A 15,442-nucleotide genomic window follows, 5' to 3' on the forward strand; every position below is an offset into this window, starting at 1 on the left:
TCTGCCCATCGCGCCATGTCAGCCCCGGGCGCACGGTGTCCTTTCGCGGGTCGTCCGCATCGCAGGATCCGGGAACGCGGGGCGTGCGTGGATCACGCGTCGCGTGATTCTCACGTCAGACGTGAGCAGAGCGCGGTGTGGTGTCACCGCTCCCGCGCTCCTGGCACGTCCGTCTCGACGTCCGCCTCCGCACGACCCCGTGCTGTGCCGAGCGCCACCATCCTTCCCCGCGCATCGACGACCCACGTGGGGCAACATCGCAAGGGACCGGCACCCGCTCCCTGGAGGTCCTCGTCATGGCTCGTACCGTCGCTGAACACCTCGTCGACCAGCTCGTCGCCGCGGGCGTCGAACGGATCTACGGGATCGTCGGGGACTCCCTGAACCCGGTCGTCGACGCGGTCCGCCGCACCGAGGGCATCTCGTGGGTGCACGTGCGGCACGAGGAGGCCGCCGCGTTCGCCGCCGCCGCCGAGGCCGAGGTGACGGGCAGGCTGGCGGTGTGCGCCGGGTCGTGCGGACCCGGCAACCTGCACCTCATCAACGGCCTGTACGACGCGAACCGTTCGAAGCTGCCGGTGCTGGCCATCGCGTCGCACATCCCGAGCGCCGAGATCGGCACGCAGTTCTTCCAGGAGACCCACCCGGACCGCCTCTTCAACGAGGCGTCCGTGTTCTCCGAGATGATCTCCACGGCCGCCCAGCTGCCCCGCGTCACCCGCTCGGCGATCCAGCACGCACTGGCCGAGCCGGGCGTCGCCGTCCTCACGCTGCCGGGCGACGTCGCGGACCAGCAGGTGGCCGACGACGACGCCCCGATCCTCATCCCCGGCGCGTGCCCGGCGCGCGTGCTGCCGAACGAGGCGGACGTCACCGCCCTCGCCCGGGCGATCAACGACGCCGAGAAGGTGACGCTGTTCGTCGGGGCAGGAGCCCGTGGTGCCCGGGACGAGGTCCTCCAGCTCGCCGATCTCGCCGCCGCACCGGTCGGCCACTCGTTGCGCGGCAAGGAGATCATCCAGTACGACAACCCCCACGACGTCGGGATGTCGGGGCTGCTCGGCTACGGCTCGTGCCACCAGGCGGTGTTCGGGGCGGACCTGCTGATCCTGGTGGGGACCGACTTCCCGTACGAGTCGTTCCTGCCCGCGGACGTCCCCACCGCTCAGATCGACATCGACGCCTCCCACCTCGGCCGGCGCACCCGCCTGGACCTGCCGGTGCACGGCGACGTCGCCGAGACGCTGCGCCTGCTCAACCCGCTCGTGCAGCGCAAGTCGAACCGCAAGTTCCTGCGCCGCATGGTGGACAAGCACGCCGAGACCATGACCAAGGTGGTCGGCGCGTACACGCGCAAGGTGGAGAAGCACACGCCCATCCACCCCGAGTACGCGGCCGTGCAGCTCGACGAGACCGCCGCGGACGACGCCGTGTTCACCGTGGACACAGGCATGAACAACGTCTGGGCGGCGCGCTACCTCACGCCCAACGGACGACGGCGGGTCATCGGCTCCTTCATCCACGGCTCGATGGCCAACGCCCTCCCGCACGCGATCGGGGCGTCCTTCGCCCAGCCCGACCGCCAGGTGGTGGCGCTGGCCGGGGACGGCGGGCTGTCCATGCTGCTCGGCGAGCTGATCACCGTGCGGGCGTACGACCTGCCGGTCAAGATCGTCGTCTTCAACAACTCGTCGCTCGGCATGGTGAAGCTGGAGATGCTCGTGGAGGGGCTGCCCTCGCACGGCACCGACTCCCCGGAGGTGGACTACACGGCGATCGCTGCCGCCGTCGGCATCCCCGCCGCTCGCGTGGAGAAGCCGAAGGACCTGCGCAAGGCGCTCGCCGAGCACCTGGACGCCCCCGGACCGGCGCTCGTGGAGGTCATGACCGACCCGAACGCGCTGTCGATCCCGCCGTCCATCACCTCGGGGCAGATCCGCGGGTTCGCGACCGCCATGACCAAGGAGATCCTCGGCGGCGGGATGGGCGAGGTCATGTCCATGGCCCGCTCCAACCTGCGCAACCTGCCGCGCTGACGCCTCGGCGCCAGGCGGCGGCCAGGGCCAGGAACGCGTCGTTCGCCGCGACCTCGCCGATGCTGACGCGCATGCCGTCGCCGGGGAACGGTCGCACCAGCACGCCGGCCGCGGCCGCCTGCGCCGCCAGCTCCGCCGTCCGCTCCCCCAGGCCGAGCCACACGAAGTTCGCCTGGGTGTCCGGCACGTCCCAACCCTGCTCCCGCAGGCCGTCCGCGACCCGGGTGCGCTCGGCGACGATCGCCTCGACGTGCTCGATCATCTCCGCCAGGGCCGGCGGCTGCAGCGCGGCGATCCCCGCGCGCTGAGCGAGGTGGTTCACCCCGAACGGCGTGGACGTGGCCCGGATGCCGGCGGCGAGCCGCGGATCGGCCAAGGCGTAGCCGACACGCAGGCCCGCAAGCCCGTACGCCTTGGACAGGGTGCGCAGCACGACCACGTTCGGGTGGCGGCGCAGCACGTCGAGGCCGTCGGGGGCGTCGTCGGCGCGCACGAACTCGAGGTAGGCCTCGTCGACGACGACGAGCACGTCACGTCGCACGGACGCCAGCAGAGCCTCCAGCTCGTCGGCGTGCACCACCGGGCCGGTGGGATTGTTGGGCGTGCAGACCAGCACGGCGCGGGTGCGCTCGGTGACGGCGGCGGCCATCGCCGGAAGGTCGAGACGCCCGTCGCCCGTGACCGGGACCGTCACGGCGGCGCCTCCGGCCACGGCGGTGATGATCGGGTAGGCCTCGAACGAGCGCCACGGGAAGACGACCTCGTCCCCCGGCTCCAGGACCGCCTCGAGCACGTGCTGCAGCACCGCGACGGACCCGTTGCCGACGACGACCTGCTCGGCGGGCAGCCCGACGTGCCCGGCGATCGTCTCGACGAGCTCCGCGGCGTACATGTCCGGGTACCGGTTCACCTCGGCGGCGGCCGCCTGGATCGCCGCGAGCACCGTCGGCAGCGGCGGGTACGGGTTCTCGTTGGACGAGAGCTTGTACGCCCGCCCGCTCGGACGCGCGCCGGGCACGTACGCGGGTAGGGCCGCGACGGCGGCACGCAGCGGGACGGTCGGCAGGTCAGCAGCAGAGGTCACAGCCGACAGGATGCCACTCCCGCCGGGCGTCGCGCGTCGCAGCCCCTCGGCAGCTCCTCAGGCCGGCCCCACGGACGGTCCACCGTGGGGCCGGCCTGCGGCCTCAGGAGAGCGTGATGCTGTCCAGCTCCGCGTAGCCGGTGCCGCCGTCGAAGTTCGGCGACCCCTTGGCCAGCCGGATCATGTTGTACCCGGCGTCCAGCGAGACGGTGATCTGGGTGGTCGCGAACTGCCCCCAGCCCGCCGTCGGCGGGTACGAGACCGTGGACCACGGACCACCGTTGTACGCCAACCCGTGCGTCGACGTCGCACCGGTACCGTTCGCGTAGCGGATGGTCATCGTGTCGTCACGCGCTTCGGGGGCCTCGACGGAGAAGTCGACGAAGCTGTCCGAACGCATGTCCGCGTCGCCGTCGATCCCGCCGACGTAGTACCCGTTCGACGCCGCCGACGACGCGGTGGCGGTCCTCGCGTTGACGACCGTCGCGTTCTCCGCCTCGTAGACCTGCTGCCAGTCCGACGTCGGGCCGCCGGCCGCGGTGACCAGGATCTGGTACGCACCCTCGGCGTTCATGTCGTCCACCGGGACGGAGATCCGGCCGTCCGAGACCGACATCATCGTGCTCGACTCGACGGTCGGCGCGGACACCGCCGCGTGACGGCCCGAGCCGGGCCAGCTCTGCGGCGTCGTCTCCGCGATGTTGCCCGCCATGGCGCCGTCTGTAGTACGAGTCGCTGGGTCCCACGATGGGGGTGACGGGATCGAGCGACCGGACCACCTCGTAGGTCCGGGTCCACCCGTCGAGCCAGGAGCCCGCTGCCGGGTCCCACGTCCAGTCCGGCTCGTTCCACAGCTCCCAGCCGCGGATGTTGGTGAGGTCGGTCCGGGCGAGGCGGTCGTTCACCATCGTGGTGACCTTCTGCTCCCAGTCGCCCCACCCCTGCCACTGCTACGGGAACGTCGGGTAGATGTCCGGCATGCGGATGAGTTGCTGCGCACCCGAGCGGATGACGTTCTGGCCCACGTCGAGCGCGTCGCAGCAGGGCTCGGTGGCCCCGTTGCCCAGGTGCGTGGTCCCCGGTGCCGGCTGGGTGAACCCCTGCGGGCTGAGCGGCAGCAGCTGTTCGGTGGTGGGCCGGTCGTCCCCGCTGATCCCGTACAGCCCGCCCGAGCCGACGTGGGTCACGGGGCGGACGGTGTCTCCCACGTCGACGGTCAGCGTGAGGCCGGCGGCCTGTGCCGGTCCGACGGGCAGCGCGACGGCCAGGCCGAGCGCCATCGTGGTCGCGAGACCCGCTGCCAGCATGCCGGCGCGGGTCAGGGTCCGGCATTCCTGTCCAGGGCGTCCCGTGGAACGATGCCTCCATGAACCTCATCGCACGGATCATCGTGACGGCACTCGCGCTGTGGATCGGTGACCTGATCTTCGACAACCTCGAGATCTACGGTGGCGACGACGCGCTGGGGCGGGTCCTCGTCATCCTGGGCGTGGCGACGATCTTCTCCCTGGTCAGCATGATCGTGAAGCCGATCGTGTCCCTCATCTCGTTGCCGCTGCTCGTCCTCACGCTGGGCCTGTTCTACCTGCTGATCAACGCCCTCATGCTGTGGATCACGTCCTGGTTGACCAGTCAGGCGTGGCTGGGCGACTGGGGCCTCGAGATCCACGGGGGCTTCTGGTGGTACCTGTGGATCGCGCTGATCCTCGCGGTCCTGCAGACGGTCATCGGCTGGGTCGTCCCCGGCAAGCGCGACTGACCCGACTTCCTCACTCCGCGTCGGGGATGCGCCGGACCGCGTAGAACGTGGTCGCGGCGCGTTCCCCGTCCATGAGCGCCTCGATCGGCGCGGCCACGCCCTCCACCTGGACGTTCCGCACCGACTCGACCTGCTCCAGCGTGCGCAGGTGGGTGGACATCGAGTGCGCCTCGGGCACGCTGCCCGACGCCGCCCGGTCGCGGGGGTCGTCGGAGCCCGCCAGGTCGCGGCCCACGACGACGCGGTCCGGTCCCACCTCGGCCTCGGCCGCCGACCGCCCGTCGAGCGAGGAGACGAGCTCCTCGGTGTTCTCCAGGTGCAGCGCCGGCACGCTGCGAGGCACCCGGAACGTCGCCGTCGGCGCCCCCGCCGTGACGAGCCCCCCGACCGGGTGCCGGCGGTGGAAGGCCGGTGAGGCCGCGAGCGACGTCGCCGCGATGCCACCCAGCGAGTGCCCGACCAGCACGACGGGCTCGCCGGGCCCGGCTCCGGCGTCGGCGAGCGCCTGCTCCACGGCCACCGTCACGTCCGCCGTCTGCTGCGCCATCAGGTCGAGGTCGGTGGCGACGTCGAACGGGTTCTCGGGCGACAGCAGTTCCTGGGTTCCCGGGATCAGCACGGTCCAGCTCGTCGTGCCCTCCTCGTGCACGACCTGCTGGACGGCGATCGTGCCCGCAGGCGGTCCGGGCGCGGGCCGTCCCGGAATGCCGCTGCCGTGCGTGTACAGGTCCACCGACCGGGCCAGGGCCTCCCCGACGTCCCCGGCGCACGACCCCTGCCACACCGGGACACCTCCGGCGAAGGCACCGGGGTCGAGTCGTTCGACGGTGACCTCGACGTCGGGCAGCGCGCTCCGCACGGCGTCCGCGAGCACCCGCGCACCACCGGTGACCGAGAAGTCCGCGCCGGAGGCGGACGGTGCTCCGGCGGCGACGCCCACGCCGCCGCCGAGGACGGCCTCGTCCATGTACGGGGACAGCCCGCGCACCAACCCTCCGCCGATCCCCGCGCCGTCCCCCGGTGCGACGTCGGGGGCGGTCGCCGGCGCGTCGCGCGGGCCGTCGGGATCGTCGGCCTGCGCGGCGACGCCGAGCAGCCCGGACCGACCGACCAGCCGCAGCGGGAAGCCCAGGACAGGGTCGGCGACGACGGACGTGACGGCGAGCCCGACCGTCCCGGTCACGACCGCCACCCCCGCCCCGACGACCTCCTCCGTGGCCGACTCGGTGTGCTCGTACAGTCCGGCGGCGAGGAGCAGCCGTCGCTCCAGGCTCGCGCAGGTGTCGGCGCGCAGCGCGAGCGCCGCCGCGGCGTCGTCGGCGAGCGCCCGCGCCCATCGCACCCGTCCGTCCCGGGACGGGTCCGTGACCCCGAGGTGGACGGGGGTCCACAGGTCGCGGTCGAGGGCGGACCTGGCGGACGCCGCCGTCGCGGCCGCCACCCGCAGGTCCTCGGCGGTGCCGGCGAGCGTCCGGGCCGCCGCCCGGATCGCCGTCGCGTCGATCTGGGTCACGGGCCGCCCACCGACGACGACGAGCGTCTCGCGCGGGTCGCGGCTCACGGCAGCTCGCAGCCGTCGGCGACGCGGGCGGCCTGGTCGAGGGTCGTGGCGTCGCCGTCGAGCGCGCGGCGGAGCTCGTCGACGGCGGCCCGGCAACTGTCACCCGCCGGTGAGACCCAGTCGAGCAGGGCGGCACGGGCGAGCAGCGTGGTGGCGTCGTCGAGCGCGGTCCGCGCGGCCCGGAGCCGGGCGGCGGCCTGCGCGACGTCGGAGGTGGGCAGCAGCATGCGCGGGACGCTAGGCGGAGCCGGCGGCGGCCGCGGCGGCAGGCCCGACCACCTGTGGACGACGTCCTCCGGTGGACAGTGTCACCCCATGGTGCGGAGGCGCTCCCGGTCGGACAGGATGTCGATCCGCACGACCCGCCCGTGGCGCACCGTGAAGGCCAGCACGGACATGACTTCGCCGCCGGCGAGCACCGTGGCCAGGCCCGGCGATCCGTTGACGAGCACCAGCCGCGAGAACTGCGCGACACCGAAGTAGAGGGCGGCCTGGGACGCCACGTCGGCGGCCCCGCGGCGGAGCTGCGACCTCCCTCCCGCACCGGCGTCGAGCCGCGCCGTCACGTCGGGGTCCAGCAGTGCGAGCAACCTGTCGAAGTCGCCCGCCTGCGACGCCGCCAGATAGGCCGCGACGACCTCGCGTCGGCGCGGGGGGTCGTCCTGCACCGGCACCTCGTCACGCACCTTGCGGCGCGCACGGCTCGCCAGCTGGCGGGTCGCGGCCACGGACCGGTCGACGACGAGTGCGACGTCGTCGAACGGGACGGCGAACTGGTCGTGCAGCACGAACGCCACCCGTTCGGCCGGGGCCAGCCTGTCGAGCACGACGAGGAGCGCGGTCCCCACCTCGTCGAGCGCGACCGCCCGCCCCTCGGGGTCGTCGATCGGTTCGACCAGCGGGTCCGGCACGTGCGTCCGCCAGTCCACCTCTCGCCGCGACGTGCGCGAGCGCAGCAGGTTGAGCGACACCCGGGCCACGATCGTGGTGAGCCACCCTCCCACGTTGTCCACTCCGTCGGCTCCGGCAGCGTGCGCCCGCAACCATGCCTCCTGCACGGCGTCGTCGGCGTCAGCCGTCGATCCCAGCACCCGGTAGGCGACCGACCGCAGGTGTGCGCGACGGGACTCGAAGTGCTCGGCCAGGACATCTGCGCTCACGTGTCACACACCTCGGCTCGCCCGTGTCAGAGGGGTGGCAGCAACCGCTGCCGGTGCCTACCGAACCACGGGCCGCCGACACCGACACGTGACAGTCGACACAGGAGCACGAGATGACCTCCCTGACTCTACCCACCACGTTCGCCGACTCCCTGACCGGGCAGCTCCACCTACCCGGTGAGCCCGGCTTCGCCCGGGCCGCGACCCCCTGGAACCTGGCGGTGAGCCAGCCGGTCGCAGCCGTCGTCGAGGCCGCGGACGCCGCCGACGTCGCCACGACGGTCCGCCAGGCCCGGGCGGCGGGACTGTCCGTCACCGCCCAGTCCACCGGGCACGGGGCGACGGGCGACGTCGTCAACACAGTCCTGCTGCGTACCGGCCGGCTCGACAGCGTGGAGGTCGACCCCGTCGCCCGCACCGCACGGGTCGGCGCCGGCGCGACGTGGGCCGCCGTACAGGCGCAGGCCGCCCCGCACGGGCTCACGGGCCTGCTCGGCAGCGCACCGGGCGTGGGCGTGACGGGCTACACGCTCGGCGGCGGGCTCGGCTGGTTCTCCCGCGCGCACGGCCTCGCCGCCGACCACGTGCGAAGCCTGGACGTCGTGGACACCGACGGCGCGGCCCGCCGCGTGACCGCCGACTCCGACCCGGAACTCTTCTGGGCACTGCGCGGCGGCGGGGGCGACCTCGCCGTCGTCACCTCGCTCGAGCTCGACCTCGTCCCGGTTCCGGCGCTGACCGGTGGGCGCATCGTGTGGCCCGCCGACGGCCCCACCACCGCCGCGGTGCTGGACGCCTACCGCACGGCCACGGCGGCCGCCCCGCGCGAGACCAGCCTGTGGCTCACTCGCGTCGAGGCACCCGGCGCGCCGCCCGTCGTCGTCGTGCACGTCGCGCATCTCGGCGACCCGGCGTCGGCCGCGGAGGCCCTGCGCCCGTTCGACACCGTGGGTGGGGCCCTCGCCCACGCCGTCGGCCCCGTCGCCGTCGCCGACGTCGGTGCCATCACCGACGACCCGACCGAGCCGGCGGCCGGCCGCTCCCGCGCCGAGCTGCTCACGGGCATCGACGACGACGCCGCCACCGCGCTGTTCACCGAGCCCGTCGCACCGCTGCTGCTCCTGCAGCTGCGACACCTCGGCGGAGCGCTCGCGACGCCCGGGCCGCACGCCGGAGCCCTGGGCGCACTGACCGAGCCGTACCTTCTGTACGCCTTCGGCCTGGCATTCTCCCCGGAGCTCTCCGACGCCGTCGGGCACCGCCTGGCCGCCCTGCCCGGTGAGCTCCGCACGGTGACGAGCGGACGCAAGCCGACGTCGTTCCTCGCGCCCGGAGAGCGGGCCGCGGCGGCGTTCGCCCCGGACAGCATGGCCCGGCTCCAGGACCTCAAGCGCGTCCGCGACCCGCGCGGCGTCGTCCGCGGGGCGTACCCGCTGCTCGCCTGACCGCCACCGTGGGAGAATGCCGGGCGTGACCTCCACCTCTTCGAACCCCGCGCAGCCCGGCACGACGGCCTTGACCGACCAGAACCGGGTGAACCTCGCCGACGTCACCCCGCCGATCGCCCTCGGGCCGCTCGACGGCCGGTACCGCGGTGCGGTCGCCCCGCTCGTGGACCACCTCAGCGAGGCCGCGCTGAACCGGGCCCGCATCCACGTCGAGGTCGAGTGGCTCGTCGTGCTGTGCAACGGGACGGCCGCCGCGCCGGGCCCCGTGGTGCCCGGCGCTCCCACGCTGTCGGACGCGGAGGTCGCCTACCTGCGCCAGATCCCGGCGACCTTCGGTGCGGACCAGATCGCGGAGCTCGGCGCCATCGAGCGCGAGACCGTGCACGACGTCAAGGCCGTCGAGTACTTCATCAAGCGCCGGATCGCCGCTGCCCCGGACGAGCTGGGCGACACGAACCTGCCGGCCGCGAGCGAGCTGGTGCACTTCGCCTGCACGAGCGAGGACATCAACAACCTCAGCTACGCGCTGATGGTGCGCGGCGCCGTCGTCGACGTGTGGCTGCCCGCGGCCGAGGCCCTGACCGACCAGCTCGCGGAGATGGCGCGCGAGCACGCGGACGTGCCGATGCTGAGCCGCACGCACGGCCAGCCGGCCACCCCGACGACGATGGGCAAGGAGGTCGCGGTGCTCGCGCACCGACTCCGCCGCCAGCTCCGCCGGATCGCGGGCGCCGAGTTCCTCGGCAAGCTCAACGGCGCCACCGGCACCTACGGGGCGCACACCGTCGCCGTGCCGGGTACCGACTGGCCGGCCGTCTCGGAGGCGTTCGTCGAGCACCTCGGCCTGACGTGGAACCCGCTGACCACGCAGATCGAGTCGCACGACTGGCAGGCCGAGGTCTACGCCGACATGGCGCGCTTCAACCGGATCCTGCACAACCTCGCCACGGACGTGTGGACGTACATCTCGCTCGGGTTCTTCACGCAGATCCCCGTCGCGGGCGCCACCGGCTCCTCGACGATGCCGCACAAGGTCAACCCGATCCGGTTCGAGAACGCCGAGGCGAACCTCGAGATCTCCTGCTCCCTGCTGGACACGCTGTCCGCCACGCTGGTCACCAGCCGCCTGCAGCGCGACCTCACGGACTCCACCACGCAGCGCAACATCGGCCCGGCGTTCGGCCACTCGCTGCTCGCCATCGACAACGTGCGCCGCGGCCTGAAGGCCCTCGCCGTCAACGCCGACCTCATGGCCGACGACCTCGACCACAACTGGGAGGTGCTCGGCGAGCCGGTCCAGTCCGCGATGCGCGCCGCCTCCGTCGCGGGCGTCGAGGGCATGGAGAACCCGTACGAGCGGCTCAAGGAGCTCACCCGCGGCCAGCGCGTCGACGGCGAGCGGATGCGGGAGTTCGTCGCCGGCCTCGGCCTGCCGGACGACGTCGCCGCACGCCTCGCCGAGCTCACCCCGGCCGCGTACACCGGCATCGCGGCGCGGCTGGTCGAGGACTACCTGGACTGACGCGCGGCGGACCCGGTCAGCGCGAGCGGGTCATCTCCTGCTGCCCGACGACGGACAGCAGCGCCAGCTTCTCGGCGTCGGCGGAGCGCGGCGCGGCGGTGAGCACCAGCAGCGACTGGGTCTGGTCCTGGGTGAACAGCACCTGGCAGTCGAGCTCGATCGGGCCCACCTCCGGGTGCACGAGCACCTTGTGGTCCTCGTACCGCCGCGCGACCTCGTGCCGCTCCCAGAGCTCGACGAACTCGGGGCTGACCGCCTGCAGGGTGCGGACGAGCTCCCCGGCGGGCGAGTCCGTCCCGACCAGGCCGACGGCGGCGCGAAGGTTCGCGACGACGGCCCGCCCGTGGCGGTCCCGGTCCGCGGCCGGGTAGATCTCCCGGCTCGTCGGGTCGGTGAACCACCGGTAGAACTCGCTGCGCTCCCAGCCGCGGGCCTGCGAGTGGTCGCCGAACAGCGCGACGGCGAGGGGGTTGGCGACGAGCGCCTCGCCGACGCAGGACATGATCACCGCGGGCGTGTCCTGGAGCCGGTCGAACACCCGCTGCAGGGCAGGCGCCACGTGGGGGTGGCAGACGATGCGGTCGGGCGTGCCGCGCCCGGCGACGCGGAACAGGTAGTCGGCCTCGTCGTCGGTCAGCCGCAGGGCCCGGGCGATCGACGCGAGCATCTGCTCGCTCGGCTGCGGTCCGCGCTGCTGCTCCAGCCGCGTGTAGTAGTCGACGGACATCGCGGCGAGCGCGGCGACCTCCTCCCGGCGCAGGCCGGCCGTGCGCCGTCGGGCGCCGACGGCGAGCCCGACGTCCGCAGGCTGGACGGTCTCACGGCGGCGGCGGAGGAAGGCGGCGAGCGCGACTCGGTCCATGCCCACCATGGTCCGACGGCGGCGCACCGGAGCGCCAGGGCTCATCCAGGGATCGTCGGTCCCCCGACGAGCGGTCCTCTCCCGCCGTCGCGGTGCCACGCGCACCGTGGAGGCATGGACATCACGCACAGCACCGTCTTCATCCCCGGCGCGACGAGCGGCATCGGCCTGGCTCTCGCGCAGCGACTGCACGCGGCCGGCAGCACCGTGATCGTGGGTGGGCGCCGCACCGAGCGGCTCACCGCGATCGCGGCCGAGCACGGCCTCGACACCGTCGAGATCGACACGACGGACCCGACGAGCATCGAGGCCGCGGCCCGCGCCGTGCTCGACCGCCACCCGGACCTGGACGTCGTCGTCGCGATGGCGGGCATCATGCCGGCGGAGGACTGGAGCTCTCCGGCGGCGCTCGACGCGGCGGAGCAGGTCGTCACCACGAACCTGCTCGGGCCGCTCCGCCTGCTCGCCACTTTCACCGAGCACCTGCAGACGCGGCCGGGCGCCGCGTTCGTCACCGTCTCCTCCGGGCTGGCGCACGTCCCCCTCGCGCTCACCCCGACGTACAACGCGACGAAGGCCGCTATCCACAGCCTCTCGGAGGGGCTGCGGCTCCAGCTCGAACCGCTGGGCGTCCAGGTCGTCGAGATCGTCCCGCCGGCCGTGTCCACCTCGCTGACGCCGATCCTCGAGGAACATCCTGGAGCACTCCCGCTGGACGCCTTCGCCGACGAGGTGATGGCGCTGCTCGCGGCGGACCCGGGCGCGCACGAGATCCTCGTCGAGGACGTGCAGTTCATGCGGCGGGCGGAGATCGACGGCCGGTACGCGGAGACCGTCGCGCAGGTCAACGGTCTGGGGCTCCCGGCCGCCGCCCGCTGACCCCGTCTACGGCTTGTCGGAGGTCAGGTAGCGCGTGGCGACGTAGCCCGTCTTCGCGCCGTGCCTGACCTTCAGCCAGCCGTTCCTCATCGTGGCGAGGTGCTGGACGCGCTGGTCGCGCCGGAGCGTCCGCACCTTCGCCGTCGACGTCGAGGGCCCCTTGCGCAGCTGGAGCTTGGTCGTGTCCACCCACGAGTAGGTCTTGCCGGACGCCTTGCGGACCACCTGCGCGCCGTCGCGGGTGTCGGAGATGTACCGCGCCGAGACCCAGCCGTTCTTCCCGCCGTAGCGGATCCGCTGCCAGGACCCCTTGACCTCGCGCAGCATGGTGACCTTGGCGTCGGCGGGGATCGTCCGCCGGACCTTGGACGACGTCGACGACTTGGCGCGCATGTTGAGCGACGTGAGCGTGTAGCGCGTCCCCTGCGACGTGTAGCCGGGCGAGACGTAGTCACGGTGCACCCAGCCCGTCCGCCCCGACCGGGTGACCTTGCGCCAGACGCCGGAGCCGTCGCCCGGCTCGGCCCGCAGCACCACGTTCGGCTGCAGGGTGCGCAGCACGCGGTAGCCGGTGCCCGGCCCGCTGCGGAGGTTGACCTCGTCGGCCGTGAAGTACTTGCACGACGACGGCACAGAGCGCGCGTAGTTGCGCGTCGACCGCTGGGTGAGGTCGATCCCCTGGCTCTTGAGGAAGCTCAGCGGGTCCACCGCCTTCCCGTTCGGGTAGCCGCCGCGCCACACCTCCAGGTGCAGGTGGGGGGAGGTCGACGTGCCGGTCGACCCGACGTCGGCGATGTGCTGCCCCTTCTTGACCTTCTGGCCCTTCTTGACGCGGCCGTCACCGTCGATGACGTGGGCGTACAGCGAGGAGTACGTCGTGCCACCGATCCGGTGGTCGATCACGACCCACTGCCCGAAGCCCCGGACCGCGCCGGCGCGCGAGACGGTCCCCGCGGCGACCGCACGGACGTCGGTGCCCGAGGACGCCCCGAAGTCCTGCCCGAGGTGGAAGGTCGAGGACCCCCGCACCGGCATGCACCGCGGCCCGTAGTAGGAGGACAGCACGTACGTCCGGTCCTTGAGCGGCGCGGCGACCGTGGTGGCCGCCTGCGCCGGGACGGCGACACCGACGCCGGTGAGCGCCAGGCCGAGAGTCGTGGCGGCCGCCAGCAACAGCGTGACAGCCCTGCGTCGAGTCGTTCCCATGGCGCCAGCCTCCGTGCCGGTCAGGGCGAGAACTGTTGCTCGCGCACATCACCGTAAGACGGAGCGCTCGATCCCGCGCGTCGGAGGTGCACAGCGCGCAGGCCCGGCCCACCGCGCCTACGGTGGCAGACGACGGAAGGAGCAGCGCATGACCACGCACGCACCCGAGCGCGACCCCCGTGTGCCGCCCAGCGCCTTCGCCCTGGAGCTGGTGCGACGCGACACGACGGTGACCGACCCGCGGTTCGCCGACGCCCCGCCGCCGGAGGACGCCGGCCACGAGAAGAGCGAGCAGGCGGACGGTCGCCGGTTCGACGCCGGCTGACGGCCGGACCGCATGCTCGAGAGCTACCCGGCCCTGACGCTGCTGCCACCGGTGGTCGCCATCGCCCTGGTGGTGATCACCCGCAAGGTGATCATCAGCCTCGGGGCCGGGATCCTCGTCGCGGCGCTCCTGGTCGCTGACCTCGACCCGCTGGAGACCGTGCGCCTCGTCGGGGAGTCCTTCGCGGTGATCTTCTGGACCGACGGCGCGGTCAACACCTGGTACGTGTACATCCTGGCGTTCACGCTGCTGCTCGGCGTCATCGCGGCGTTCATCATGATGTCCGGCGGCACGAAGGCGTTCGCCGACTGGGCCGTGGAGCGCATCCGCACCCGCCGCGGCGCACAGGTGCTGCCGGCGGTGATGGGGATCGTCATCTTCATCGACGACTACTTCAACGCCCTCGCCGTCGGGCAGGTCTCCCGCCCGGTGACCGACAGGCACCGTGTGTCCCGCGCCAAGCTCGCCTACCTCATCGACTCGACGTCCGCGCCCGTCGCCGTCCTGGCGCCGTTCTCGAGCTGGGGCGCCTACATCATGGGCCTCCTCGCGCCGATCGTCGCGGCGTCGGCCCTGACCACCTCGAGCGTCCAGGCCTTCCTCGGCGCGGCCGCCGCGAACTACTACGCGATCGCGGCGGTGCTGATGGTGTGGCTCGCCGTCGTCCTGCGGCTCGACGTCGGACCGATGCGCCGCGAGGAGGAGCGGGCCGTCACCGACGGCCGCACCTTCGCCGAGGACGCCACCGTGCCCGGCCAGCTCTCGGACGACCTGCCGGTGCACGAGCCCGGCGCCCGGCGCGCCCTGTTCGTCCCGTTCGTCCTGCTGGTCGTCGGCGTGCTGGCCGGCATCGTCTGGACCGGGTACGCGGCCGCCGGCAGCTGGTCGGTGGTCGACATCCTCGCCGAGACCGACACCAGCGCCGCCCTCATGGTCGGCGGGCTGCTCGGGCTCGTGGCCGCCGTCTACTACTACCTGCGCTACACCTCGCCGAACCCCCGCTTCTCCGGGCGGGACTTCGGCCGCGGGTGGGTCGAGGGCGTCCGGTCGATGTGGCCGGCCGTGAGCATCCTGGTCCTCGCCTGGATGCTCACCGGGCTCATCGACCAGCTCGGGACCGGCGCCTACCTGGGCGGCCTGGTCGAGGACGCGGACCTCGCGGCGAGCTGGCTGATACCGGTGATCTTCGTCCTCGCGGCCGCGATGGCGTTCGCCACCGGGACCTCCTGGGGGTCCTTCGCGCTGCTGCTGCCCCTGGTCGGCGGGATCATGAACACCGTCGGCGAGACCGACCTCCTCCTGCCCGCCCTGGGCGCCGTCCTGGCCGGCGCCGTGCTCGGCGACCACGCGTCGCCGATCTCCGACACCACGATCCTGTCCTCCACCGGAGCCGGTTCCGACGTCATCACGCACGTGCTGACCCAGATCCCGTACGCGGGCGCCGCCGGCCTGGCCGCGCTGGCGGGCTATGTGGCCGTCGCGCTGGGGGCCGGAACCGCCGTCGGGCTCCTGGTCGTCGTCGTGGCCCTCGGCGTGCTCGTGGCGGTCGCCCGGGCCGTGCGCCGGCCGCTCGGCGACCCCGACCGCACCACCGCCTGAG

15 protein-coding genes are annotated in these 15,442 nt (G+C 73.1%); 7 read left to right on the forward strand and 8 right to left on the reverse strand.

Annotation, left to right across the window (positions count from 1 at the left end):
- The first annotated feature begins 296 nt into the window (after positions 1-296).
- The gene (locus AC3RJ8_RS16200; protein WP_489713575.1) at positions 297-2,036 is read left to right on the forward strand and encodes a pyruvate dehydrogenase; all 1,740 of its coding nucleotides are present in this window, start codon (positions 297-299) and stop codon (positions 2,034-2,036) included.
- On the opposite strand, the gene hisC is transcribed toward AC3RJ8_RS16200, so the two are convergent.
- From hisC to AC3RJ8_RS16215, 3 genes are all read right to left on the reverse strand, one after another.
- Positions 1,993-3,120: a histidinol-phosphate transaminase gene (hisC, locus tag AC3RJ8_RS16205; protein WP_489713576.1), complete on the reverse strand. Its 1,128-nt coding sequence runs from the start codon at positions 3,118-3,120 to the stop codon at positions 1,993-1,995. The two genes, AC3RJ8_RS16200 and hisC, sit on opposite strands and share 44 nt — an antisense overlap.
- Before the next feature lie 103 nt (positions 3,121-3,223).
- Positions 3,224-3,832 carry a carbohydrate-binding protein gene (locus AC3RJ8_RS16210; protein WP_489713577.1) on the reverse strand — a complete coding sequence of 203 codons (609 nt, stop codon included), beginning with the start codon at positions 3,830-3,832 and terminating at the stop codon, positions 3,224-3,226.
- Between the two features lie 238 nt (positions 3,833-4,070).
- The gene (locus AC3RJ8_RS16215) at positions 4,071-4,427 is read right to left on the reverse strand and encodes a hypothetical protein (protein ID WP_489713578.1); all 357 of its coding nucleotides are present in this window, start codon (positions 4,425-4,427) and stop codon (positions 4,071-4,073) included.
- Positions 4,428-4,486: 59 nt separating this feature from the next.
- On the opposite strand from AC3RJ8_RS16215, the gene AC3RJ8_RS16220 reads away from it, so the two are divergent.
- On the forward strand, positions 4,487-4,879 hold the full coding sequence (locus AC3RJ8_RS16220; RefSeq protein ID WP_489713579.1) for a phage holin family protein: 393 nt from the start codon (positions 4,487-4,489) through the stop codon (positions 4,877-4,879).
- Between the two features lie 10 nt (positions 4,880-4,889).
- Here AC3RJ8_RS16220 and AC3RJ8_RS16225 read toward each other — a convergent pair whose 3' ends face one another.
- The 3 genes from AC3RJ8_RS16225 to AC3RJ8_RS16235 all read right to left on the reverse strand — a co-directional run bounded on the left by AC3RJ8_RS16225 (position 4,890) and on the right by AC3RJ8_RS16235 (position 7,600).
- Positions 4,890-6,440 carry a lipase family protein gene (locus AC3RJ8_RS16225; protein WP_489713580.1) on the reverse strand — a complete coding sequence of 517 codons (1,551 nt, stop codon included), beginning with the start codon at positions 6,438-6,440 and terminating at the stop codon, positions 4,890-4,892.
- Positions 6,437-6,667, reverse strand: coding sequence for a hypothetical protein (locus AC3RJ8_RS16230; protein WP_489713581.1), 231 nt, complete (start codon positions 6,665-6,667; stop codon positions 6,437-6,439). Before AC3RJ8_RS16230 ends, AC3RJ8_RS16225 begins: the two co-directional genes overlap by 4 nt.
- 81 nt (positions 6,668-6,748) lie before the next feature.
- Positions 6,749-7,600, reverse strand: a complete 852-nt coding sequence (locus tag AC3RJ8_RS16235; RefSeq protein WP_489713582.1) for a sigma-70 family RNA polymerase sigma factor — start codon at positions 7,598-7,600, stop codon at positions 6,749-6,751.
- A 113-nt stretch (positions 7,601-7,713) separates the two neighbouring features.
- Between AC3RJ8_RS16235 and AC3RJ8_RS16240 the strand changes: the two genes are divergently transcribed.
- Positions 7,714-9,045: an FAD-binding oxidoreductase gene (locus AC3RJ8_RS16240; protein WP_489713583.1), complete on the forward strand. Its 1,332-nt coding sequence runs from the start codon at positions 7,714-7,716 to the stop codon at positions 9,043-9,045.
- A 16-nt stretch (positions 9,046-9,061) separates the two neighbouring features.
- Positions 9,062-10,570 carry an adenylosuccinate lyase gene (purB, locus tag AC3RJ8_RS16245; protein WP_489713584.1) on the forward strand — a complete coding sequence of 503 codons (1,509 nt, stop codon included), beginning with the start codon at positions 9,062-9,064 and terminating at the stop codon, positions 10,568-10,570.
- Between the two features lie 16 nt (positions 10,571-10,586).
- On the opposite strand, the gene AC3RJ8_RS16250 is transcribed toward purB, so the two are convergent.
- A complete protein-coding gene (locus AC3RJ8_RS16250) occupies positions 10,587-11,432 on the reverse strand; it encodes a helix-turn-helix transcriptional regulator (RefSeq protein WP_489715663.1) in 846 nt (281 codons plus the stop codon).
- A 114-nt stretch (positions 11,433-11,546) separates the two neighbouring features.
- Here AC3RJ8_RS16250 and AC3RJ8_RS16255 point away from each other — a divergent pair, with 114 nt between their 5' ends.
- Positions 11,547-12,311 carry an SDR family oxidoreductase gene (locus AC3RJ8_RS16255; protein WP_489713585.1) on the forward strand — a complete coding sequence of 255 codons (765 nt, stop codon included), beginning with the start codon at positions 11,547-11,549 and terminating at the stop codon, positions 12,309-12,311.
- A gap of 6 nt (positions 12,312-12,317) precedes the next feature.
- Here the strand turns inward: AC3RJ8_RS16255 and AC3RJ8_RS16260 are convergent, their stop codons facing one another.
- The gene (locus AC3RJ8_RS16260) at positions 12,318-13,517 is read right to left on the reverse strand and encodes an SH3 domain-containing protein (RefSeq protein WP_489713586.1); all 1,200 of its coding nucleotides are present in this window, start codon (positions 13,515-13,517) and stop codon (positions 12,318-12,320) included.
- Positions 13,518-13,665: 148 nt separating this feature from the next.
- Here AC3RJ8_RS16260 and AC3RJ8_RS16265 point away from each other — a divergent pair, with 148 nt between their 5' ends.
- The gene (locus tag AC3RJ8_RS16265; RefSeq protein ID WP_489713587.1) at positions 13,666-13,842 is read left to right on the forward strand and encodes a hypothetical protein; all 177 of its coding nucleotides are present in this window, start codon (positions 13,666-13,668) and stop codon (positions 13,840-13,842) included.
- Between the two features lie 12 nt (positions 13,843-13,854).
- Entirely contained in the window at positions 13,855-15,441 is a 1,587-nt protein-coding gene (locus AC3RJ8_RS16270; RefSeq protein ID WP_489713588.1) for a Na+/H+ antiporter NhaC family protein, read from the forward strand.
- Position 15,442: the final 1 nt, after the last annotated feature.

It is taken from the genome of Isoptericola sp. MSGPD8_1_ISO-PGPR-S23-394, assembly GCF_058072785.1.